This is a genomic window from Devosia sp. (assembly GCF_039927955.1).
GTDB lineage: Bacteria > Pseudomonadota > Alphaproteobacteria > Rhizobiales > Devosiaceae > Devosia.
The window spans coordinates 65887-86454 of the sequence record NZ_JBDSUA010000026.1 but is presented as its reverse complement, the minus strand read 5'-3'; the positions used below and the strand labels follow the sequence as shown (position 1 = coordinate 86454).

The 20568-nt window shown below is 60.6% G+C and carries 17 protein-coding genes; 11 read left to right on the top strand and 6 right to left on the bottom strand.

Features of this window, described 5'->3' with window-relative positions; genetic code table 11:
- On the bottom strand, positions 1 to 242 hold a 242-nt coding region (locus tag ABIT12_RS07765; protein WP_348044985.1), incomplete at its 3' end, for a winged helix-turn-helix domain-containing protein.
- A gap of 460 nt (positions 243 to 702) precedes the next feature.
- Here ABIT12_RS07765 and chvE point away from each other — a divergent pair.
- The 3 genes from chvE to mmsB all read left to right on the top strand — a co-directional run bounded on the left by chvE (position 703) and on the right by mmsB (position 4638).
- Complete coding sequence (gene chvE, locus ABIT12_RS07760; RefSeq protein WP_348045001.1) at positions 703 to 1767, top strand: multiple monosaccharide ABC transporter substrate-binding protein; 1065 nt, start codon at positions 703 to 705, stop codon at positions 1765 to 1767.
- 127 nt (positions 1768 to 1894) lie between these two features.
- Positions 1895 to 3427 carry a multiple monosaccharide ABC transporter ATP-binding protein gene (gene mmsA, locus ABIT12_RS07755; RefSeq protein ID WP_348044983.1) on the top strand — a complete coding sequence of 511 codons (1533 nt, stop codon included), beginning with the start codon at positions 1895 to 1897 and terminating at the stop codon, positions 3425 to 3427.
- Positions 3424 to 4638 (top strand): multiple monosaccharide ABC transporter permease, encoded by a 1215-nt coding sequence (gene mmsB, locus ABIT12_RS07750; RefSeq protein ID WP_348044981.1) that lies wholly within the window; start codon positions 3424 to 3426, stop codon positions 4636 to 4638. Before mmsA ends, mmsB begins: the two co-directional genes overlap by 4 nt.
- A gap of 255 nt (positions 4639 to 4893) precedes the next feature.
- Here the strand turns inward: mmsB and ABIT12_RS07745 are convergent, their stop codons facing one another.
- Genes ABIT12_RS07745 through ABIT12_RS07730 form a run of 4 tightly spaced genes read right to left on the bottom strand, consistent with a single transcriptional unit; the run spans position 4894 to position 8802 of the window.
- Positions 4894 to 5958: an ABC transporter ATP-binding protein gene (locus ABIT12_RS07745; protein ID WP_348044979.1), complete on the bottom strand. Its 1065-nt coding sequence runs from the start codon at positions 5956 to 5958 to the stop codon at positions 4894 to 4896.
- A 4-nt stretch (positions 5959 to 5962) separates the two neighbouring features.
- Positions 5963 to 6754: an ABC transporter permease subunit gene (locus tag ABIT12_RS07740; RefSeq protein WP_348044977.1), complete on the bottom strand. Its 792-nt coding sequence runs from the start codon at positions 6752 to 6754 to the stop codon at positions 5963 to 5965.
- Positions 6751 to 7692: an ABC transporter permease subunit gene (locus ABIT12_RS07735; RefSeq protein WP_348044975.1), complete on the bottom strand. Its 942-nt coding sequence runs from the start codon at positions 7690 to 7692 to the stop codon at positions 6751 to 6753. The genes ABIT12_RS07740 and ABIT12_RS07735 overlap by 4 nt, the downstream gene beginning before the upstream one ends.
- Positions 7693 to 8802 (bottom strand): ABC transporter substrate-binding protein, encoded by a 1110-nt coding sequence (locus tag ABIT12_RS07730; RefSeq protein ID WP_348044973.1) that lies wholly within the window; start codon positions 8800 to 8802, stop codon positions 7693 to 7695.
- A gap of 462 nt (positions 8803 to 9264) precedes the next feature.
- Here ABIT12_RS07730 and ABIT12_RS07725 point away from each other — a divergent pair, with 462 nt between their 5' ends.
- Genes ABIT12_RS07725 through ABIT12_RS07710 form a run of 4 tightly spaced genes read left to right on the top strand, consistent with a single transcriptional unit; the run spans position 9265 to position 14319 of the window.
- Positions 9265 to 10527, top strand: coding sequence for an imelysin family protein (locus tag ABIT12_RS07725; RefSeq protein WP_407065602.1), 1263 nt, complete (start codon positions 9265 to 9267; stop codon positions 10525 to 10527).
- Between the two features lie 48 nt (positions 10528 to 10575).
- Entirely contained in the window at positions 10576 to 12117 is a 1542-nt protein-coding gene (locus tag ABIT12_RS07720; protein ID WP_348044971.1) for a di-heme oxidoredictase family protein, read from the top strand.
- On the top strand, positions 12117 to 13226 hold the full coding sequence (locus ABIT12_RS07715; protein ID WP_348044969.1) for an imelysin family protein: 1110 nt from the start codon (positions 12117 to 12119) through the stop codon (positions 13224 to 13226). Before ABIT12_RS07720 ends, ABIT12_RS07715 begins: the two co-directional genes overlap by 1 nt.
- A gap of 1 nt (position 13227) precedes the next feature.
- Positions 13228 to 14319 carry a DUF1513 domain-containing protein gene (locus ABIT12_RS07710; RefSeq protein WP_348044967.1) on the top strand — a complete coding sequence of 364 codons (1092 nt, stop codon included), beginning with the start codon at positions 13228 to 13230 and terminating at the stop codon, positions 14317 to 14319.
- On the opposite strand, the gene ABIT12_RS07705 is transcribed toward ABIT12_RS07710, so the two are convergent.
- Positions 14320 to 15339 (bottom strand): substrate-binding domain-containing protein, encoded by a 1020-nt coding sequence (locus ABIT12_RS07705; RefSeq protein ID WP_348044965.1) that lies wholly within the window; start codon positions 15337 to 15339, stop codon positions 14320 to 14322. It abuts the gene before it with no gap.
- Positions 15340 to 15833: 494 nt separating this feature from the next.
- On the opposite strand from ABIT12_RS07705, the gene ABIT12_RS07700 reads away from it, so the two are divergent.
- The 4 genes from ABIT12_RS07700 (at position 15834) to ABIT12_RS07685 (ending at position 20560) form a co-directional block, all read left to right on the top strand.
- Positions 15834 to 17183, top strand: coding sequence for an ABC transporter substrate-binding protein (locus tag ABIT12_RS07700; protein WP_348044995.1), 1350 nt, complete (start codon positions 15834 to 15836; stop codon positions 17181 to 17183).
- Between the two features lie 100 nt (positions 17184 to 17283).
- Positions 17284 to 18291 carry a sugar ABC transporter permease gene (locus ABIT12_RS07695; protein WP_348044993.1) on the top strand — a complete coding sequence of 336 codons (1008 nt, stop codon included), beginning with the start codon at positions 17284 to 17286 and terminating at the stop codon, positions 18289 to 18291.
- The gene (locus tag ABIT12_RS07690; protein WP_348044963.1) at positions 18291 to 19496 is read left to right on the top strand and encodes a carbohydrate ABC transporter permease; all 1206 of its coding nucleotides are present in this window, start codon (positions 18291 to 18293) and stop codon (positions 19494 to 19496) included. Before ABIT12_RS07695 ends, ABIT12_RS07690 begins: the two co-directional genes overlap by 1 nt.
- 59 nt (positions 19497 to 19555) lie before the next feature.
- A complete protein-coding gene (locus tag ABIT12_RS07685) occupies positions 19556 to 20560 on the top strand; it encodes a sn-glycerol-3-phosphate ABC transporter ATP-binding protein UgpC (protein WP_348044961.1) in 1005 nt (334 codons plus the stop codon).
- Positions 20561 to 20568 lie beyond the last annotated feature (8 nt).

Here is a 20568-nt window from a genome sequence, read left to right as displayed (position 1 = left end):
TTTGGTGCGCGTACCACGGCCTTTCGGCCCCTGGCGATCTCCAGCAGACCGCGTCCCTCAAGCATTTTGACAGCTTCCCGGATGGTCAGGCGGCTGACATCGTAGCGCTCCGCGAGCTCCGCTTCGCTGGGCAGCGATACGCCCGGCGACAGTTCGCCCAGAATCACTGCCGCGAGATGATCCGCAACAGTGCTGGCGGCGCTCGAGTGCTCGGGCCGCGAAACGGGACTGGACTGCGACACATCTCCTCCGAGATATCTGATATGTTCCGATCTTTGCCGCAATGCTTAAGCATTTTTCGGCTGTCGGATTTGTGCATCGTTGCAGTGATAAACTGGGCTGTCACTGGAAGCAATCAGTGAAAAGACCATGCTGCAGCGTGTTTAACGTTAACTTTAGGTCGCTGAAAGAATTCGAAATCACCCGCAATCGCGCTTTACAAGGGTATCTGATTATCCTAGCTTGCCGCCGTGAGCTTGGGAGGGCTCAGGCGGCCCAGGCCGCCATGCAGGAGGACTTCATGCAGCAAGACAAGGTGGCGCGCCCTCGGGTGTCCGTTCACTCTTTTGTGCCGCGCAAGCGGTGCAACCCGGCGGAGATTTGTCGCGCCCGGACTGCTGTGAATTGTCCGTTCTGAAGACCTTCCCAACAAACAATCTACCAAAGCTTCTCGAAAGACAAAAAGGGAGTCGAGACGTGAAGATGCTAAAGACACTCGCAACCGTACTGGCCGTTGGCGCAATGGCGCTGACTGCTTCGACCGCATTCGCTCAGGACAAGGGCCTGATCGGTATTTCGATGCCGACCAAGTCGTCGCTGCGCTGGATCTCGGACGGTGACGCACTGGTCGCTGCGCTGACTGCCAAGGGCTACACCGTCGATCTGCAGTACGCAGAAGACGATATCCCGAACCAGCTCGCTCAGATCGAAAACATGGTCACCAAGGGCCCCAAGGCTCTGATCATCGCAGCTGTCGATGGCACCACGCTGTCTGACGTGTTGCAGAAGGCTGCCGACGCTGGCGCCAAGGTTTTCGCGTATGACCGTCTGATCAACCAGACGCCAAACGTCGACTACTACACCACCTTCGACAACTTCGGCGTTGGCGTTCTGCAGGCGAATTCGCTGCTGCAGGGCCTGGGCTATCCTGCCAAGGCTGGTCCGTTCAATATCGAACTGTTCGGCGGTTCGCCGGATGATAACAACGCGTTCTTCTTCTATGACGGCGCTATGTCGGTTTTGCAGCCGCTGATCGACAAGGGTGACCTGGTCGTGAAGTCCGGCCAGACCGGCATGGACAAGGTTGGTACGCTGCGTTGGGACGGTGCTGTTGCACAGGCCCGCATGGACAACATCCTGTCCGCCAACTACTCCGACGGTTCGCGTGTTGATGCCGTTCTCTCGCCATATGATGGCCTGAGCCGTGGTATCATCTCGTCGCTCCGCGGCGTTGGTTATGGCACTGCCGATCAGGCTTGGCCGATCATTTCCGGCCAGGACGCTGAAGTCCCGTCCGTGAAGGCGATCATCGCTGGCGAACAGTACTCGACCGTGTTCAAGGACACCCGCGAACTGGCCAAGACGACTGCTGAGCTGGTTGACACCGTTGTTTCCGGTGGCACCCCAGAAGGTCTCGACACCAAGACCTACAACAACAAGGTCAAGGTTGTTCCTTCGATCCTGCTGACCCCGTACGCTGTCGATGCTTCCAACTACCAGAAGCTCGTCGTCGACTCGGGCTACATCAAGGCCGACGACCTGAAGTAAGGTCCTACTCCAAGACATTGGGCTCCGCGGCAACGCGGGGCCCTTTTTCCGTGATGACCCCGTGCCCGCTTGTGTCGGGCCGAAATCCGCGCTAAGCGCCGGGCTTGCGTCAGATTGAGAGAAGACGATGGACACGACAATTCTGGAGATGCGCGGCATCACCAAGACTTTTCCCGGTGTCAAAGCGCTGCAGGATGTGAACCTGGATGTGCGCGCCGGCGAGATCCACGCCATTGTTGGCGAAAATGGCGCTGGCAAATCGACGCTGATGAAGGTGCTGAGCGGCGTCTATCCCGCCGGCAGCTATGACGGAAAAATCATCTACCAGGGCGAGGAAGTCGCCTTCAAATCCATTCGCGACAGCGAACACAAGAACATCGTGATCATCCATCAGGAGCTGGCTCTGGTGCCGCTGCTGTCGATTGCGGAAAACATCTTTCTGGGCAACGAGCAGGCCAGGAACGGCGTGATTGACTGGGATGAAACCCGCAACGGCGCCCGCAAGCTGATGGCCATGGTTGGGCTCAAGGAAGATCCGGACACCCTGATCACCCATATCGGGGTGGGCAAGCAGCAGCTGGTGGAAATCGCCAAGGCGCTCAGCAAGGAAGTCAAGCTGCTGATCCTGGACGAGCCTACTGCTTCCCTGTCGGAAAAGGACAGCGATGCGCTGCTGGCGCTGCTGCTCGAATTCAAGAAGCAGGGCATTTCCTCGATCCTGATTTCGCACAAGCTCAACGAAGTGGGCAAGGTTGCTGACCGCATCACGGTGATCCGTGACGGGCGCACCATTGAAACGCTCAACAAGGAAGACATTTCCGAGGACCGGATCATCACCTCGATGGTGGGCCGTTCGCTGGAAAACCGTTATCCGACGCGCACGCCGCATGTCGGCGAGACGATCTTCGAGGTGAAGGACTGGAACGTCTTCCACCCGCTGCACTCTGATCGGCAGATGATCAAGAACGTCAATCTGCACGTCAAAAAAGGCGAGGTCGTCGGCATTGCCGGGCTTATGGGCGCCGGCCGCACCGAGTTCGCCATGAGCGTGTTCGGCAAGACCTATGGCCAGAACATCAGCGGCGAAGTGTTCGTGCATGGCAAGAAGGCCGACACCTCCAATGTCGCCCGCGCGGTTGATGCGGGCCTCGCCTATGCCACCGAAGATCGCAAGCAATATGGCCTGAACCTGATCGACCATATCAAGCACAATATCACCATCGCCAATCTGCCTGGCGTGTCGACCATGTCGGTGCTCGATGACATGGCCGAGATGAAGGTGGCCAATGAATACCGCGCCCGCACCAATATTCGCTCGTCCAGCGTCTACCAGACTACGGGCAATCTCTCGGGCGGCAATCAGCAGAAGGTTGTGCTCAGCAAGTGGCTGTTCTCCAACCCGGAAGTGCTGATTCTGGACGAGCCGACCCGCGGTATCGACGTTGGCGCCAAGTACGAAATCTATACGATCATCAACAAGCTGGCCGACGAGGGTAAGGGTATCCTGGTCATTTCGTCGGAAATGCCGGAATTGTTGGGGATCTGTGACCGCATCTACGTGATGAATGAAGGGCGTATTGTCGGCGAACTGGCCGGCAGCGAAGCCAGCCAGGAAAAAATCATGCGCGCCATTGTCCGTGCAGAAGGAAAAACAGCATGACCACAGAAACCGTCACCCCGGCACCGAGCAGCGGCAAGCTGTCCGTACGCTCGCTGCTTCAATCCAATCTGCGCGATTTCGGCCTGGTTATCGCCTTGCTGGTGATTATGGTGTTCTTCCAGATCACCACCAATGGCGTGCTGTTCAAGCCGGTCAATCTGACCAACCTGATCCTGCAGAACTCCTACATCATCATCATGGCCTTGGGCATGTTGCTGGTGATTATCGCGGGCCATATCGATCTGTCGGTCGGCTCGGTCTCCGGCTTTATCGGCGCGGTGGCCGCCATCCTGATGGTGACCTACAAGCTGCCGGCAATTCCGGTGGGGTTGCTGTGCCTGATCATCGGCGCCGTCGTGGGAGCGGCCCAGGGCTATTGGATCGCCTATCTCAAGATCCCGTCGTTCATCGTGACGCTGGCGGGCATGTTGGTGTTCAAGGGGCTGAGCCTTGCCGTTCTCGGCGGCGCCTCGGTTGGCCCGTTCCCCACTGAATTCCAGCTGCTGAGCGCCGGTTTCATCCCTGATCTGATCGGGCCATGGAACATCGGCGGTACACCGTTGCATGCTACGACTTTGGTTATCGGCGTGGTGATCGTTGCTGCGATGCTGATCACCGGTTTCCGCACCCGCACCCGCCGCATCAGCAATGGTTATGATGCTGAGCCGACTGCACTCTATATCGTCAAGAATGCCATCATCGCGCTGCTGATCCTGTTCTTCACCTATCTGCTGGCGTCCTATAAGGGTCTGCCGAACGTCTTGATCGTGATGTCGATCCTGATCACGCTCTTTGTGTTCATCACCAAGCGCACCACCCTGGGTCGCCGCATCTATGCCCTGGGCGGCAACTCCAAGGCGGCGCAGCTCTCGGGTATCAAGACCGAGCGCCTGACCTTCATCGTGTTCATCATCATGGGCGTGCTGGCGGCTGTCGCCGGCCTGATCTTTGCGGCCCGCCTCAATACCGCAACGCCGAAGGCCGGCCAGGGCTTCGAGCTGGACGTGATCGCGGCCGTGTTCATCGGCGGCGCTTCGGCCATGGGTGGCGTCGGCCAGGTGGCTGGTGCTGTGATCGGTGCGTTCATCATCGGTGTAATGAACAACGGCATGTCGATCATGGGCGTCAACATCGACTGGCAGCAGGTCATTAAGGGCCTGGTGCTGCTGGGTGCCGTGGTGTTCGACGTGTACAACAAAAAGAAGGCCTGATCTTTCAGGCTGGAGTGACAACCGCCGCGTTCCGGAAGGAGCGCGGCGGTTTTGTTTTAGGGGGGTGGTTCTTGCTGTGGCTGAACTCTTTCTCCCTTCTCCCCTTGAGGGAGAAGGTGCCCGAAGGGCGGATGAGGGGTGTCTTTCTAGGTTCAGCATATGCGGTGGCAACCCCTCACCCTGAATTCTGCTGGACGCAGAATTTCTGTCCCTCTCCCTCAAGGGGCGAGGGTAGGCGGCGACTGGTAACCCTTATTACGCCCCCAGGATCAGCAGGTCCTTGCTGGCGATGCTGATCTTGACGTGGTCGCCGCGCGCGGGGGGAGCGGTGCGCTGGTCGTTGAAGGTGTCGATGTTGAGAACGGTGCGGCCCAGCGAGATGCTGAGGCGGATGACGGAGCCGAGGAAGTGGGCTTCTTCAACCGTGCCATTGAGCGTGATGTCGGCGTCGGGGCGGGTGCCCACGGTCATCACTTCGGGGCGCAGGGTCAGCGCGATCGGATTGCCATTGCTGGCGCCGGCGGGCAGGGCGCTGAGTTTGACGATCTGGCCATCGATGCTCACGGTATTGTCGGCGGTGCTGGCGACGGTGGCTTCAATGGTGTTGAGCGTACCGACAAACTGCGCCACGAAGCGGGTCGCGGGCTTGTTGTAGATTTCGAAGGGCTCGCCCACCTGTTCGACATTGCCGGCATTCATCACCACGACGCGGTCGGAAATCGACAGCGCCTCTTCCTGATCGTGGGTGACGAACAATGTGGTGATGCCGAGTTCGCGCTGGATGGCGCGGATTTCTTCGCGCAGCGATACGCGGATCTTGGCGTCGAGCGCCGACAGCGGCTCATCGAGCAGCAGCATGCGCGGCCGCGGCGCGATGGCGCGGGCGAGGGCCACGCGCTGCTGCTGGCCACCGGACATCTCGTAGGGGTAGCGTTTTTCGTAACCGGGCAGGCCGATCAGCTTGAGCATTTCCTCGGTGCGCGACTTGATCTCGTCGCGGCTTTTGCCGGCGATCTTGAGGCCGAAGCCGATATTGTCGCCAACGTTCATATTGGGGAATAGCGCATAGGCCTGGAACACCATGCCGATCTGGCGCTGGTTGGGGGCGAGATCGGTGATGTCGCGGCCTTCGACGGTGATCGAACCCGACGTTGGGCGTTCAAAGCCGGCCACCATGCGCAGGATCGTGGTCTTGCCGCAGCCCGAAGGGCCGAGCAGAGTGACGAACTCGCCGGCATTGAAGCTGAGGTTGACGCTTTTGACGACGGTGGTCGCGCCGAAGCTTTTGACCAGATTTTCGATACGGAGAAATTCGGTCATGGTCTCAGTCCGTGAGGGCAGCGGTTTTGGGGGCGAAGCGGGATAGCAACTGGATCATGCCCATGGCACCCCAGGTGATGACAAACGAGATGACAGCCAGGGCCGCCGGCTCGAAGGCGCGGTTGGCGCCGACATTTTGCAGATAGGGGCCGAAAGCCGGGCGATTGAGCAGGCTGGCAATGGTGAATTCACCAATGACGATGGCCAGCGTCAGGAAGGCTCCGGACAGCACCGCAACGATGATGTTGGGAAAGATGACCCGGGCAAGGATCACCATCTGGTTGGCACCGAGAATGGTCGCCGCCTCGGTCAGCGTCTGCACATCGATGGTGCGCAGGCCGGTATCGACGGCGCGATACATATAGGGCAGCGCCAGCGCCACATAAGCCAGCACCAGCAGGATATCGGTGCCGAAGGTCGAGCCGGTCAGTGGCAGGATCGAGGAGGTATTGTAGAGCCGGATATAGCCGAACACCAGGATGATCGGCGGAATGATCAGCGGCAGCAGGGTGACGAATTCGATCAGCGGGCGCAGATGCGGCGCGCGCAGGCGGACGAAATAGGCTGCCGGAACGACGATGAAGATGCCGACGATGATGGCAAACAGCCCGACCAGCAGCGAATAGCCGAAGGTGGCCTGGAAGCGCGGATCGGAGAACACCGAAGCGTAGGCATCGAGCGAATAGGTGCCGCGGCGGATGCGCAGCGAGAATTCGAAGGTGGCCAGCAGCGGTACCAGAAAATAGGCCACTGCAACACCGAAGGTAATCCAGGCCCAGAGTTTGGAGCGCTTCATTTGAGCCACCGTTCGGCGCGACTGCGGATGACAAGATAGATGACGTTGGCGAAGGCGGTGATGACGATCATGCCCAGCGCCAGTGCGGCGCCGAGGCCCGGATTGTGCAGCACGTCGCCACGGATCTGCGCATAGAGCAGGATCGGCACGATGTTGAGCGACGAGCCAGTCAGCGCATAGGCGGTGGCGATGGCGCCGAAAGCATTGGCGAACAGCAGCGACACGGTGCCGAGCAGGTTGGGCCACAGCACCGGCAGGCCAATATAGCGCCAGAACTGCGTCTTGGTAGCGCCCAGCGTTGAGGCAGCTTCGCTCCATTCCTTCTTCAGCCCATCGATCGCTGGCGCGATGATCAGGATCATCAGCGGGATCTGGAAGTAGAGATAGGTCAGCGTCAGGCCGGAAAAGCTCAGCAGGTTGAACCCGGCCTTATACATATCGAAGTCGAACACCGTCTTGAGAATGACAGTGACGAGGCCAAGGCGGCCAAGCGTGGACAGGAACGCGAAGGCGAGCGGGATGCCGGCAAAGTTCGAGGCGACGCCTGAGAAGGTCAAAACCGCGGCGCGGATGCCTTCGGGCAGGCGGCCACGAATAACGGCGAGCGCGATGATCAACCCGAAGACCGCGCCAAGGATGGCCGAGGCGGCGGAAACTCGGATCGAGATCCAGTAGGAGTTGAGGATCGCGGGCGTGCCCAGATCAAGGATGTTCTGGAAGGTGAAATGGCCGGCATCGTCGACAAAGGCGCCAGCGACCAGCGTCAGGGTCGGCACCAAAAGGAACAGCACGGCAAAGATCAGAAAGGGCGCGACGCCCAGATAGGCCCCCAGCTGCGAGCGGGCAAAATTAGCGAGCGGATTGCGGCGGGGTGAGCCTGTGGCCCCGGTCGAAACCGGGGCCGCAGAACCTGTCACCAGCGAACTGGTATCAGTCATTTACTGGACGTTCGCGCCAACGACAGCGTCCCACTGACCGGTGATTTCGGTCTTGGCGGCAGCTTGTTCGTCAAGGGTCGGGAACACAGCCTTGGCATAGGCGTCAGCCGGCGGAAGCTTGTCGAGCAGAGCCTGCGGGACGACCTTGCGGGCAACCATGTCGTTGAAGCGGATCGGGTGGCAATAGCCAGCCAGCCAGCCGGTCTGACCTTCGTCCGAATAGAGGTATTCCATCCACAGCTTGGCAGCGTTCAGGTGGGGCGCGTAAGCGCTGATCGCCTGAACGTACACACCGGCGACGACGGCGTCAGAGGGCACAACGACTTCAGCCTTCGGGTTGCCAGCAAAGCCATCGCGCCAGGCGAGAGCATTGTAGTCCCATGCGGCAACGATCGGGGTGGTGCCCTGCGCAACAGCGGCAGCCTTGCCGATCACTGGTACGAAATTGCTGGCCTTGTTCAGATCAGCGAAGAAGGCGAGGCCAGCCTTGGCGGCATCAGCGCCGGCAGCGGCGCCAGTGGCGAGGCCAGCAGCGTGGACAGCCGAGATAGCCTGGTTGGCAGCGCGCGGGTCACCGGCCAGAGCGAAGCTGTTGGCATAGTCGGATGCCTTGAGCTCGGCCCACGAGGTCGGAACCTTGGAGACGATGTCGGTGTTCACGAGGAACGACAGCACGCCATAATAATCGCCGTACCAGAAGCCATCGGCATCCTTGGCGCTGTCCGGGATCGAGTCCCAGGTCGAGACCTTGTACGCCTGGATCAGGCCATCGGCCTTGGCGGATGGGCCGAAGGAGAGGCCGACGTCGATCACGTCAGGCGACTGCGGGCCAGCATTGCCCTTGGAGGTCTTGACCGCTTCGATTTCGTCGCCCGAACCCGCATCGGGGTTCAGCTCGTTGATGGTGATACCGGGATACTTGGCCTTGAAGCCATCGATCACGGCGCCATAGCCGCACCAGTCGTGGGGCAGGGCGATGGTGGTAAGCTGGCCTTCGGTCTTGGCGGCTTCGTAAAGCGCGGTCAGATCGGTCTGGGCGAAGGCAGGAGCGGCAACGGCGAACACGGACACCAGTGCGGTGGACGCTGCGAGCGCTTTCTTGAGGTTCATTGGTAGTCTCCCTGAGATATCGTCGTTCATCTTGCCCATTCAGTGGGGCGTGGCGAACTGCGGCTGACTTAGTCAGGCGACATGACGGTTGGATGACGATGGTCCTTTGACAGCGTGGGCCGATCAGAATTGGCCGGAACGCCTAGCAGACCCGCGCATCCCACTGTCACATTTGCCCGCTAGCCCCCGCCTGCTCACAATTGTGACAGTGCCCGTTTGTGACAGTTTCGTCCAGATGGTCAAAATTCTTTGCGCGGGCTGTAAACCGCCTCGCGCCGCACAAGGCTTTGGTTCGGCTTGGATTTTGCGCGACGCGGATCAAAACGCGCTGCTGCGTAGTTTAGAGTTCTTCTAAACTATTGGAAATATTGTTGATTTTGATAGTTGATATTGATAGTCCGCTTTCCACGCGTGCGCTGCTAGTTGGCAGCGTGGCCACCCAATTGCCCGGAGCATCAGCACATGAAACTGAAATCGTACGGCGTGCTTGCACGCCTGACCCTGGCATTGACGCTGATGACGGCGCCGGTCGCGGCCTATGCGCAGGCGCCTGCTGACGCCGAGATATTGAACACCTATGCCAATGTGGCGCAGGCCGGTTATGAAGATGCGCTGACCGGGGCCAAGGCGCTCGAAGTTGCCGTCGATGCCCTGATCGCTTCGCCGAGCGAGGCCACGCTCAAGGCGGCCCGCCAAGCCTGGATCAATTCGCGTCCGGCCTATATGCAGACCGAGGCATTCCGCTTCGGCAATCCGATCGTGGACGATTGGGAGGGCCGGGTGAACGCCTGGCCGTTGGACGAGGGCCTGATCGATTACGTCGATGCCAGCTATGGCACCGAAAGCGACGCCAATTCGCTCTATACCGCAAATGTGATCGCCAATACCAGGATCACCATCGACGGAAAGGAAGTGGATGCGGCCAATATAACCCCGGATTTCCTGCAGAATACCCTGCAGGAAGCGGGCGGTATCGAATCCAACGTCGCCACCGGCTATCACGCCATCGAGTTCCTGCTCTGGGGGCAGGATCTGCACGGCACCGGTCCGGGCGCCGGCGAGCGGCCGTTTACAGATTATTCCACGGCTGCCCATGCCGATCGTCGCGCGGCCTATCTTAAGGCTGCAACCAGCTTGCTGGTCAGCGACCTGGAGGAGATGGTCGGCGACTGGCAGACCGACGGCGCGGCACGCAAGGCGCTGCCGGGTCTGGGGATTTCAGCGATCCTGACCGGCATGGGTTCGCTGTCGTTCGGCGAACTGGCCGGGCAGCGGATGAAGCTGGGGCTGCTGCTGCACGATCCGGAAGAAGAGCACGATTGCTTTTCGGACAATACCTATAACTCCTATCTTGATGATGGCATCAGCCTGCGCAACGTCTATCTGGGCACCTATGCCCGCGTCGACGGCAGCGTGGTCAAGGGACCATCGATTTCGGAGCTGATCGCGGCCAAGGACGCAGCACTCGATACCGAACTCAAGGGTCTGCTCGATGCCAGCGTCGGTAAACTGCAGGCAATTGCCGACCGCGCCAAGGGCGGCGAGGCCTATGACCAGCAGATCGGCGAAGGCAATGTCGAAGGCAATGCCACGGTGCAGGCCGCGATTGACGCGCTGATTGCGCAGACGCGCGGCATCGAACGCGCCGTGGCGCTGCTCAAGCTCGATGGCGTCACCATTGAGGGCAGCGACAGCCTGACCAATCCGGACGCCGTGTTCCAGTAGGGGCCAGGCAGACAGTCTTGCCTAGACGTTTTGCCTCATTGAACTCGCATGCTGAACCAGCACAAGCAGGACGCTATGCATATCCGCCTGACCATTCTGCTCGCCGCCGTTCTGGCCACCGGTCTTGCCGTGGCTCAGGATGGCGTGCCGGCAACCCGCACCGACCTGATCCCCAAGGACCTGTTGCGTGTGCAGAAAGTAACCGCGCCGACGACGGATTTTTCCAAGCCCGAGCAATTCGAAAACTTGTCCGCCGGTGCTGGCACCACCAGGAAGCCGGTCAATGGCAATGTGTTTTCGCATTTCCAGGCCAATCTGAGCTTCGAGCAACAGGCCGATTTCAGCATTGGCGACTCGCTGTTCCGCAAGCTGTGGGTTTCGGCGCCCTCCTCGACGCAGGCCTCGGACGGGTTGGGTCCATTGTTCAATTCACGCGCCTGCCAGAGCTGCCATATCAAGGACGGGCGCGGCCACGTGCCGGGACCGGGTGAGGCAGGGGAGTCGCTGTTCCTGCGGCTGTCGGTGCCGCCGGGTGCCAATGACACGCGGGAATCGGTCAACGGCATTTTTGCCGACGAGGTGGGCGACCCCACCTATGGCGGGCAATTGCAGAATTTTGCTGTGGCTGGCCTGCCCGGCGAAGGCCGCATGGTCATCGACTACACCGATCTGCCGGTAACGCTTGGCGACGGCACGGTGGTGCATCTGCGCTCGCCGCACTATTCGGTGGCCGATCTGGGCTTTGGGCCGATGGCGCCCGACGTCATGATGTCACCGCGCATTGCGCCGCAGATGATCGGACTGGGGCTGGTGGAGCAGATTCCTGCCGAGGACATCCTCGCCAATGCTGATCCGAAGGACGCCAACGGCGACGGAATTTCGGGCAAGCCGAACTATACGGTCGATCCGGTCAGCCATTCGGTGATGCTGGGACGGTTTGGCTGGAAGGCGGGCAAGGCGACGGTTCGCTCACAATCGGCCGGGGCTTTTGCCGGCGATATCGGCATTGCCACGCCGCTGGTCAACAAGCCGTACGGCGATTGCACGCCCAATGAGGCCGCCTGCCTAGCGCTCCCCAACGGCGTGCAGGAGCGGCTGGGCGTGGGCGAAGCGCCGGATCCGGTGCTGGATCTCGTGACGTTCTATTCGCAGACCGTGGGCGTGCCGGAGCGGCGCAATATCGGCGATCCAGCAGTGCTGCGCGGCAAGGAAGCGTTTTACACGCTGGGCTGCACCGCCTGCCACACCCCCAAATTCGTCACCAGCCGCAAGGCGGAAAATCCGGCGCAGAAGTTCCAACTGATCTGGCCCTACTCGGATTTCCTGCTGCACGATATGGGGGATGGCCTGGCCGATTACCGTCCCGAGGGGCTGGCCGACGGCTATGAATGGCGGACGCCGCCGCTATGGGGCACCGGCCTGACCCAGACTGTGTCGGGCAAGACCGAGCTCCTGCATGACGGGCGGGCCCGTGATGTGACCGAAGCCATCCTGTGGCATGGCGGCGAGGGGCAGAAATCGCGCGATGCGTTCGCCAATTTGCCCAAATCGGCGCGCGATGATCTGACCGCTTTCCTGGAGTCGTTGTGATGCGGTTGATTTTTGCCCTGCTGCTCGCACTGTGCGCTGCCCCGGTCCTGGCGCAGGAGGGCAAGGCGCCGCCGCCCAATGCCGCAGACGCGAAATATCCGCTGATCGCACGGGCCGAAGTTCTGGCCAATGCCGTGGAAAAGGTGATCCGGCCGGCGTTTGCGACGTTCAAGGCCGAAACGGCAGACCTGAATAGTGCGATGGGGGCGCTGTGCGAGACCCCGTCGGCACAGGCAGTTGCCACTGCCAACGCCGCCTTTGCCAAAGTCGTTGATGGCTATTCGCGCGTCGAGTTTTTCAAGATCGGGCCGATTACCGAACAGAACCGCGCTGAGCGGCTGCTGTTCTGGCCCGACCCCAAGGGCATTGCGCTCAAGCAGGTGCAGCAAATTCTCAGCAGCCAGGATGCAGCGGCGACGATTGTCGATGGGCTGCGCGGCAAGAGCGTCGCCGTGCAGGGGCTGGGGGCGCTGGAATATGTGCTGTTTGGCACCGGCTCCGATACGTTGGCGGCCGACGCGGGCCATTTCCGCTGCCACTATGGCGCAACCGTCGCCACGGCTATTGCCGGCATTGCCAGCGACCTCGACCTCGATTGGCAGACGCGCGACGGCATTGCCACCCATCTGATGGAGCCGCGCGAGGATTACACCGATTACCGCACCAAGATCGAAGCGCTCGAAGAGATCGTCGGCACGCTGGCTCATGGCATCGAAGCGGTGCGCGATACGCGCTTGCTGCCCTTCATCGGGCGCACCGGCAAGGCGGCGCCAAAGCAGGCGCTGTTCTGGCGCTCGGGGCTGACCATGGCGGCCGTGCGGGCCAATATCGAGGGGTTGGAGACGCTGTTCAAAGTGTCCCGGATTGCCCAGGCGGTGGGGCCGGACCATGCCGGGCTGGAAAATACCACGCTGTTCGAATTCAAGAACGCCTATCGGGGGCTGGGGCTGGTCACGTCGCCGGTTGCCGATGCCCTGGTCGACACAAGGCAATTGGCAGCGTTGAACTATCTGGTGATCGTGACGCAGTCGCTGGGGTCGCTGTTTGGCGATACGCTCTCGGCGGCCTTGTCGTTATCTGTCGGCTTCTCCTCGCTCGACGGAGACTGAGATGTGGCAGCGCCGCGCATTCCTCAAGGCTGCCGGGGCGGGATTTGCGGCGTCGTTGTTGCCATGGCGGGCGCAGGCGCTGGAAACGGCTGAACTGGTGTTCGCCTCCGCGATCCAGAAGATCGGTGGAGGTTATGGCGCCGCGCTGTTGACCGAGCGCGGCGAGGTGGTTGCTACGGTCGCATTGCCGGATCGTGGCCACGACATCACCTTTTCACCGCAGGCCGGGCGCGGCGTGGTGTTTGCGCGCCAGCCGGGCACCTTTGCCGTGGTGTTCGACCCGGCGGGCAAGGTCGAGCCGCTGACGTTGACCAGTCCCGAGGGACGGCACTTTTATGGGCACGGCGTGTTCTCGCCTGACGGAAAACTGCTCTACGCCACCGAGAGCGATTTCGAAGCCGGGCAGGGCGTAATCGGTATTTACGATGCGACCGGTGGCTACAAGCGCATGGCGGAATTTCCGACCTATGGCATTGGCCCGCACGAATTGCTGCTGATGCCCGATGGCAAGACCCTGGTGATTGCCAATGGCGGCATCCTCACTCATCCCGATTATGGCCGGACCGAACTCAACCTCGATACCATGGACCCGTCGGTGGTGTTCGTCGATACCGCCAGCGGCGCGCTGATCGGGCAGTTGCGGCTCAATGCCGGGCTGCACCAGCTCTCGATCCGCCACATGGCGATCGATGCGCGCCAGCGGGTGTGGTTTGGCTGCCAGTATCGCGGCCCGGCGGAGGACAGCCCGCAACTGGTGGGCTATGCGACCATGGACGGCAAGATCGAGCTGATCGAACTGCCGGCCGATACGCTGGGCGATTTGCGCAATTACATCGGCTCGGTTGCCGCTTCTGCCGATGGCAAGACCGTGGGCGTGGCCTCGCCAGAGGGCGATCTGGTGCTGGCCATCGATACCAGTTCATCCCGGCCCAGCCTGATGCAGACGCTCAAGAACGGCTGTGGTCTGGCGCCGCAAGGCAATGGCTTTGTTGCTTCAAGCGGCGACGGCGAATGGCTGGGTATTGCCGGCTCGACCGTCAGTGATCGCAAGCTGGATTTTTCGTTCGATAATCACATCGCGCTATTGAGCTGATCAGTCCGCCGGCGCTGGTCCCGAGGACTGCCGCAGCACCAGATCGACGGGCCACAGTTCATGCACCGAGGTGACCGGCTTGCCCGCCTGCAATTGCAGGATCAGCTCGGCGACGCGGGCACCCGCTGCACGGATCGACGAGCGCGTCGTCGACATCGAGGGCACCATGTTATCGGCATTGAGATAGGGGAAAACGTCGTCATGGGCGATGATTGAAACGTCGCGGCCAAGCGTTAGCCCGGCGATGCGCAAGGCGCGGAAAACGCCCAGCGCCGTCATCATCGAACCGGCGAGGAATGCCGTCGGACGCGGCCGCAATTCGAGCATGGACTGGGCCATGCGAAAGGCAATTTCGTCGATCCATGGCAGGTGGCCAACCAGCGCCCGATCGAACGGAATATCACGCGCCTGCAGGGCTTTACGATAACCCGCCTCGCGATGTTCGGAGAAGGTTCGTCCCTTGAGGCCGTTGAGCAGCCCGATGCGCTTATGGCCCAGATCGAGCAGGTGCGAGGTGGCGCGTTCGATGGCCCCTTCATTGTCGATATCGAGCCAGGCATGAGCCTGGTCGGCGTGGGTCCTGCCATGCAGCACAAACGGCAGGCCGAGTTCGGTGAGCAGGCCGACCCGCTCATCGGCGATGGTGGGGGAGTGCAGGATGATGGCGCTGACCGACTGGCTGGCGGCGAGGCGGCGGTAGATCGCCACTTCCTCCTCATAGGTCTCGACCGTTGAGAACAGGATGTCGAGTTCGCCATGGGTGAGGGCGCCGCCTATCCCGGCGAGAAACTCGGTCATGTGCGGGCCGAAATCGCTTGAGCCGCGCAATACCAGGCCCACCGCACCGGATCGGCCGGTGGCCAGGCGCAGCGCATTGGCATTAGGGCGATAGCCCAGCCGCAGCGCTGCCTCGCTGACGCGCACACGCGTCGCTTCGTTGACCTCCGGATAACCGTTCAGCGCCCGGCTTACAGTGGTCTGCGACAGGCCGAGGTGTTGGGCGAGGTCTTTTAGTCTCATCAAATCAATGGCCCATTGCACCAGGCAGCCACGGCCGCGCTCCGGCGTGCCGCCCTCGAAGTGCCTTAGGGCACACAGCCCGCCTTGAACAGCGGTTCCTGTGGCTCTCCTCCAGAAACCATTCAAAGCGATTTCAAATTTGAACGCAAGCGGGGAAATTCAGGGGCCTATTTGAGGTGCGTACATCAAGCCATTTTGGCCATTTACCATTTCTTCACACCTGCAAATAAATTTATCTAGCTGAAATATAAGGATTAAATCTGATTTTGCTGCGGCTTTTTCCGAGGACATAAAAACCTCGCTTGACAGGAAATCGCCGCTCTGGTTGTTTTTCATTCAAAGCGCTTTGGAAACCTGTGCAGGACAACCTGCCTCGACCGGCGTTTTTCGAATTGGGAGGAATTCGCAGATTTGTCGGCTACGCTTGTCGTAGCTGCCTTGTTTGCGGCCTCCTGCAAATGTTCATTCGGGAGGAATCTATGAAGATCAATATGATGGCAGCAGCAATGTTGCTGGGTGTCTCGTTTGCTGCTGCCAATGTGCAGGCGGCCGAGTTGAAGTTCCCCAAGGGCGAAGGCGCCTTCAGCTGGTCGGCGCTGGAAAAGTTCGCAGCAGATCATACCGACCTCAAGGGTCAGACCCTGACCATCTGGGGTCCTTGGCGCGAAGGTGGCGACCAGGAAATGTTCCAGAGCGTGCTGGCCTATTTCGAGGACGCTACCGGCGTCACCGTCAAGTACGGCTCCTCGGAAAACTATGAGCAGCAGGCACAGATCGATGCCGCAGCCGGTTCGTCGGCCAACGTCACCATCCTGCCGCAGCCTGGCCTGCTGGCCGATATGGCCTCCAAGGGCTATCTGACGCCGTTGAGCGATGCGCTCAAGGCTCGCGTCGAAGCCGAGAATGCTGCCGGGGCGTCCTTTGTGTCGCTGGGCACCTACAATGACAAGGCCGGCAAGGCTGAGTTCTATGCCGTCCCCTACAAGTCGGATCTGAAGTCGCTGGTCTGGTACTCGCCTGACAACTTCACCGATGCTGGCTATGCGGTTCCCCAGACCTATGAGGAACTCAAGACCCTGACCGAGAAGATGGTCGCCGATGGCAATACGCCATGGTGCATTGGCCTGGGTTCGGGCGGTGCAACCGGCTGGCCCGCCACCGACTGGGTGGAAGACATCATGTTGCGCATCAATACCCCTGAGGATTATGACGCTTGGGTCAAGAATGACCTGAAGTTCAATGATCCCAAGGTGATTGCTGCGCTGGATGAATTCGGCTGGTTTGCCAAGAACGACAAGAACGTCGATGGCGGCGTTGCAGCTGTCGGCACCACTGATTTCCGTGAAAGCCCGCTGGGTCTCTTCTCGGTGCCGCCCAAGTGCTACATGCATCACCAGGCGTCGTTCATCCCGTCGTTCTTCCCCAAGGATACCAAGCTGGGGACCGACGCGAACTTCTTCTACTTCCCGCAGTCGAGCGAGCATGATCTGGGCAAGCCGGTTCTGGGTGCAGGCACCCTGGCCGTGGTGACCAAGGATTCGCCGGCAGCACAGGCGTTCGTCGACTTCCTGTTGAACCCGATCTCCAACGAAGTATGGATGGCTCAGTCGGGCTTCCTGTCCACCCTCAAGGCGGCCAATGTCGATACCTACGCCAATGAGACGCTCAAGGGCGAAGGCTCGATCCTGCTCAACGCAACGACGTTCCGCTTTGATGGTTCGGATCTGATGCCCGGCGCCATCGGTGCCGGCAGCTTCTGGACCGGCATGGTGGACTTCGTTGGCGGCAAGTCGGCCAAGGACGTTGGCGACGAGATCCAGGCAAGCTGGGACGCTATCAAGTAGGTCAGCCTGAGGCTGCACAGTTCGGGGGCCGGCGTAAGCGCCGGCTCCTCTAACCAAAAAGATCGAGCATCCTGGGGAGGAGCGACACGTGGGCGATGTCCTGCAGCAGATAACTGGCGCCATTGTCGCCATCGTCGTGGCGCTTGCGGCCTGTGTTGCTTATTTCTGGGGCAGCAACTGGATGCTGGACCGGTTCCTGAGTTCGCGCAAGGTTACGGGCGATGCCGAAACCCGGCGCGACCATCTGCGCGACAGCATCCGTCCTTGGCTGTTCCTGCTGCCGGCGCTGCTGTTCTTGTCGGTGTACCTGGTCTATCCCGTGTTCGAGACGCTGCGTCTAAGCGTGCTTGACAAGACCGGCAGCAATTTCGTTGGCTTTGCCAATTATGCCTGGGCGCTGTCGGACAACAATTTCCAGCGCTCGATCCTGAACAATATCATGTGGCTGATCGTGGTGCCCTCGCTGGCAACCGCCTTTGGGCTGGTAATCGCCGTGCTGGCGGACCGGCTGTGGTGGGGCAATATCGCCAAGTCACTGGTGTTCATGCCGATGGCCATCAGCTTTGTGGGGGCGTCGGTGATCTGGCGCTTCGTCTATGACTATCGCGGCGAAGGCGATGTGCAGATCGGGCTGCTGAACGCCATCGTCACCGGCTTCGGGCTGCCGCCGCAGGCCTGGATCACCATTCCGGTCTGGAACTCGCTGTTCCTGATGATCATCCTGGTCTGGATTCAGACCGGCTTTGCCATGGTCATCCTGTCGGCTGCCTTGCGTGGCATTCCCGAAGAAACGCTCGAGGCCGCCCGGATCGATGGCGCCAGCGACGTCCGTATTTTCTTCGATATCATGATCCCGCAGATCATCGGCACCATCGTTGTGGTGTGGACCACCATCACCATCGTCGTGCTCAAGGTGTTCGACATCATCTTCGCCATGACCAATGGGCAGTGGGACACCGAAGTCCTCGCCAATTTCATGTTCAAATGGATGTTTGTGAACTTTGACTACGGTCGCGGTTCGGCCGTTGCCGTGGTGATCATGCTGGCGGTGCTGCCAATCATGATCTGGAACATTCGTCGCGCCAATGCCGAGCAGGGGACACGCTAATGACTGCTGTCGCAGAACCAGCCGTGCTGACCGACGCACCAGCCAAGCCGTATCGTTCGAGCTGGCGCAAACGGCTCAATGCCGGGCGCGTGATTACCCATGTGCTGCTGCTTTTGCTGGTGGCGCTGTGGACCTTGCCCACGGTGGGCCTGCTGGTCTCATCGCTGCGCGATAAGGACCAGTTGGCGGTATCGGGCTGGTGGACGGCGCTGCGGCCATCGGAGTCGCTGGGTGTTACCCGCATTGGCACTGCTGCCGACCAGGTGGCCAAAGATGGTCACTTCGTCATCAGCGGCAATGTGTTCGGCGCCGACACCAACAAGCAGTTGGGCGGCTTCGGCCTGACCAATTCCACGCCGGGCCAAACCCCGCCAGGCGGCACGATGCCGATGAGCGATGGCGGCACCCTGACGGTGGCAGCGAACGGTGCATTCGCGTGGACCTCGGACACGCAGTTTACCCATACCCGTGGCCCGCGCGTGTTTTATCTGGCCGAGATCGCGCCACGCTTCACGCTGGACAATTACTATGAAGTGCTGACCTCCAACGGGGTTTGGCGCAGCTTCATCAATTCGTTCACGGTGACGATCCCCGCGACCATCATTCCCATCCTGATCGCGGCGTTTGCTGCCTATGCACTGGCCTGGATGCGGTTCCCGTTCCGCGGTTTCATCGTGGCGCTGGTGGTGGGGTTATTGGTGGTGCCGCTCCAGATGTCGCTGATCCCGTTGTTGACGCTGTACAATCAGCTGGCGCAGCTGTTCGGGGCGGAGAACGGCAAGACCTATCAAGGCATCTGGCTGGCGCATACGGCGTTCGGCCTGCCGCTGGCGATCTATCTGCTGCGCAATTACATGGTGGGCTTGCCCAAGGAAATCATGGAGTCGGCGCGCATCGATGGCGCATCGCACTTCAAGATCTTCACCGGCATGGTGTTGCCCTTGAGCTTTCCGGCGCTGGCCTCGTTCTCGATCTTCCAGTTCCTGTGGGTGTGGAATGACCTGCTGGTGGCCATGGTGTTCCTGGGCGCGCAGCAGGACAAGCTGGTGCTGACCGGCAAGCTGGTGAGCCTTCTGGGATCGCGCGGCAATAACTGGGAAATCCTGACGGCGGGCGCCTTCATCACCATCGTGGTGCCACTGATCGTGTTCTTTGCACTGCAGCGCTACTTCGTCCGCGGATTGCTGGCGGGATCGGTCAAGTAAGTCGGGCAACGGCCTGCATCTGCCCTCGGGCGGGTCAATTCAAGAAAGAAGAGCGGATCGTGACAAACCTCAAGCTCACCGACCTCAACAAGCGCTACGGGCAAGTCGAGGTGCTCAAGAAAATCAATCTCGATATCCGCTCCGGCGAGTTCATGGTGTTTGTCGGGCCATCCGGCTGCGGCAAATCCACCCTGCTGCGCTGCATTGCCGGGCTCGAAGAAATCACCGGCGGGACGCTGGAGATCGATGGCGAGGTGGTCAATGACCGGGCGCCCTCCAAGCGCGGCATTGCCATGGTGTTCCAGAGCTATGCGCTCTACCCGCACATGAGCGTGTTCGACAACATGGCCTATGCGCTCAAGATCGCCAATGTCAGCAAGGACGAAATTGCCCGCAAGGTGGCCGCTGCCGCCGAGCAGTTGCAGTTGACGCCCTATCTGCAACGCCTGCCGGGGCAACTTTCGGGCGGGCAGCGCCAGCGTGTCGCCATCGGCCGTGCCATCGTGCGCGATCCCAAGGTTTTCCTGTTCGACGAGCCGCTATCAAACCTCGATGCGGCGCTGCGCGTGGCGACCCGCATCCAGATCGCCAAGCTTCACGAGACCATGGAAAAGACCACCATGATCTACGTGACCCACGACCAGGTGGAGGCGATGACACTGGCCGATCGCATCTGCGTGCTGCGCGATGGTCGCATCGAGCAGGTCGGCACCCCGCTGGAGCTTTACGAGCAGCCGAACTCCCTGTTCGTTGCCAGCTTCATTGGTTCACCCAAGATGAACCTGATCGAAGGGGCCAAGGCGGCGCCGTTCAATGCGCATACTGTCGGTATCCGCAGCGAACACATCGATATCAAGCCAACGGGCGGCGAGTGGAGCGGCACGGTGATCCACACCGAAAATCTCGGTTCAGACAACTATGTCTATGTCGATGTGGAACAGGAAGAGCCAGTGGTTATCCGGGCTGACGGGACCAGCAAATACAAGAGCGGAGACGTCATCGGTTTCTCGCCCATGGCTGATAAAGTCCACCGGTTCGATACGACGGGCAAACCGATCCGCTGATCGGATCG

What these genes read in the sequence shown, in the direction of transcription:
- chvE (WP_348045001.1), top strand. Translation starts at nt 703, where the DNA reads ATGCTAAAGACACTCGCAACCGTACTGGCCGTTGGCGCAATGGCGCTG.
- mmsA (WP_348044983.1), top strand. Translation starts at nt 1,895, where the DNA reads ATGGACACGACAATTCTGGAGATGCGCGGCATCACCAAGACTTTTCCC.
- mmsB (WP_348044981.1), top strand. Translation starts at nt 3,424, where the DNA reads ATGACCACAGAAACCGTCACCCCGGCACCGAGCAGCGGCAAGCTGTCC.
- ABIT12_RS07745 (WP_348044979.1), bottom strand. Translation starts at nt 5,958, where the DNA reads ATGACCGAATTTCTCCGTATCGAAAATCTGGTCAAAAGCTTCGGCGCG.
- ABIT12_RS07740 (WP_348044977.1), bottom strand. Translation starts at nt 6,754, where the DNA reads ATGAAGCGCTCCAAACTCTGGGCCTGGATTACCTTCGGTGTTGCAGTG.
- ABIT12_RS07735 (WP_348044975.1), bottom strand. Translation starts at nt 7,692, where the DNA reads ATGACTGATACCAGTTCGCTGGTGACAGGTTCTGCGGCCCCGGTTTCG.
- ABIT12_RS07730 (WP_348044973.1), bottom strand. Translation starts at nt 8,802, where the DNA reads ATGAACCTCAAGAAAGCGCTCGCAGCGTCCACCGCACTGGTGTCCGTG.
- ABIT12_RS07725 (WP_407065602.1), top strand. Translation starts at nt 9,265, where the DNA reads ATGAAACTGAAATCGTACGGCGTGCTTGCACGCCTGACCCTGGCATTG.
- ABIT12_RS07720 (WP_348044971.1), top strand. Translation starts at nt 10,576, where the DNA reads ATGCTGAACCAGCACAAGCAGGACGCTATGCATATCCGCCTGACCATT.
- ABIT12_RS07715 (WP_348044969.1), top strand. Translation starts at nt 12,117, where the DNA reads ATGCGGTTGATTTTTGCCCTGCTGCTCGCACTGTGCGCTGCCCCGGTC.
- ABIT12_RS07710 (WP_348044967.1), top strand. Translation starts at nt 13,228, where the DNA reads ATGTGGCAGCGCCGCGCATTCCTCAAGGCTGCCGGGGCGGGATTTGCG.
- ABIT12_RS07705 (WP_348044965.1), bottom strand. Translation starts at nt 15,339, where the DNA reads ATGAGACTAAAAGACCTCGCCCAACACCTCGGCCTGTCGCAGACCACT.
- ABIT12_RS07700 (WP_348044995.1), top strand. Translation starts at nt 15,834, where the DNA reads ATGGCAGCAGCAATGTTGCTGGGTGTCTCGTTTGCTGCTGCCAATGTG.
- ABIT12_RS07690 (WP_348044963.1), top strand. Translation starts at nt 18,291, where the DNA reads ATGACTGCTGTCGCAGAACCAGCCGTGCTGACCGACGCACCAGCCAAG.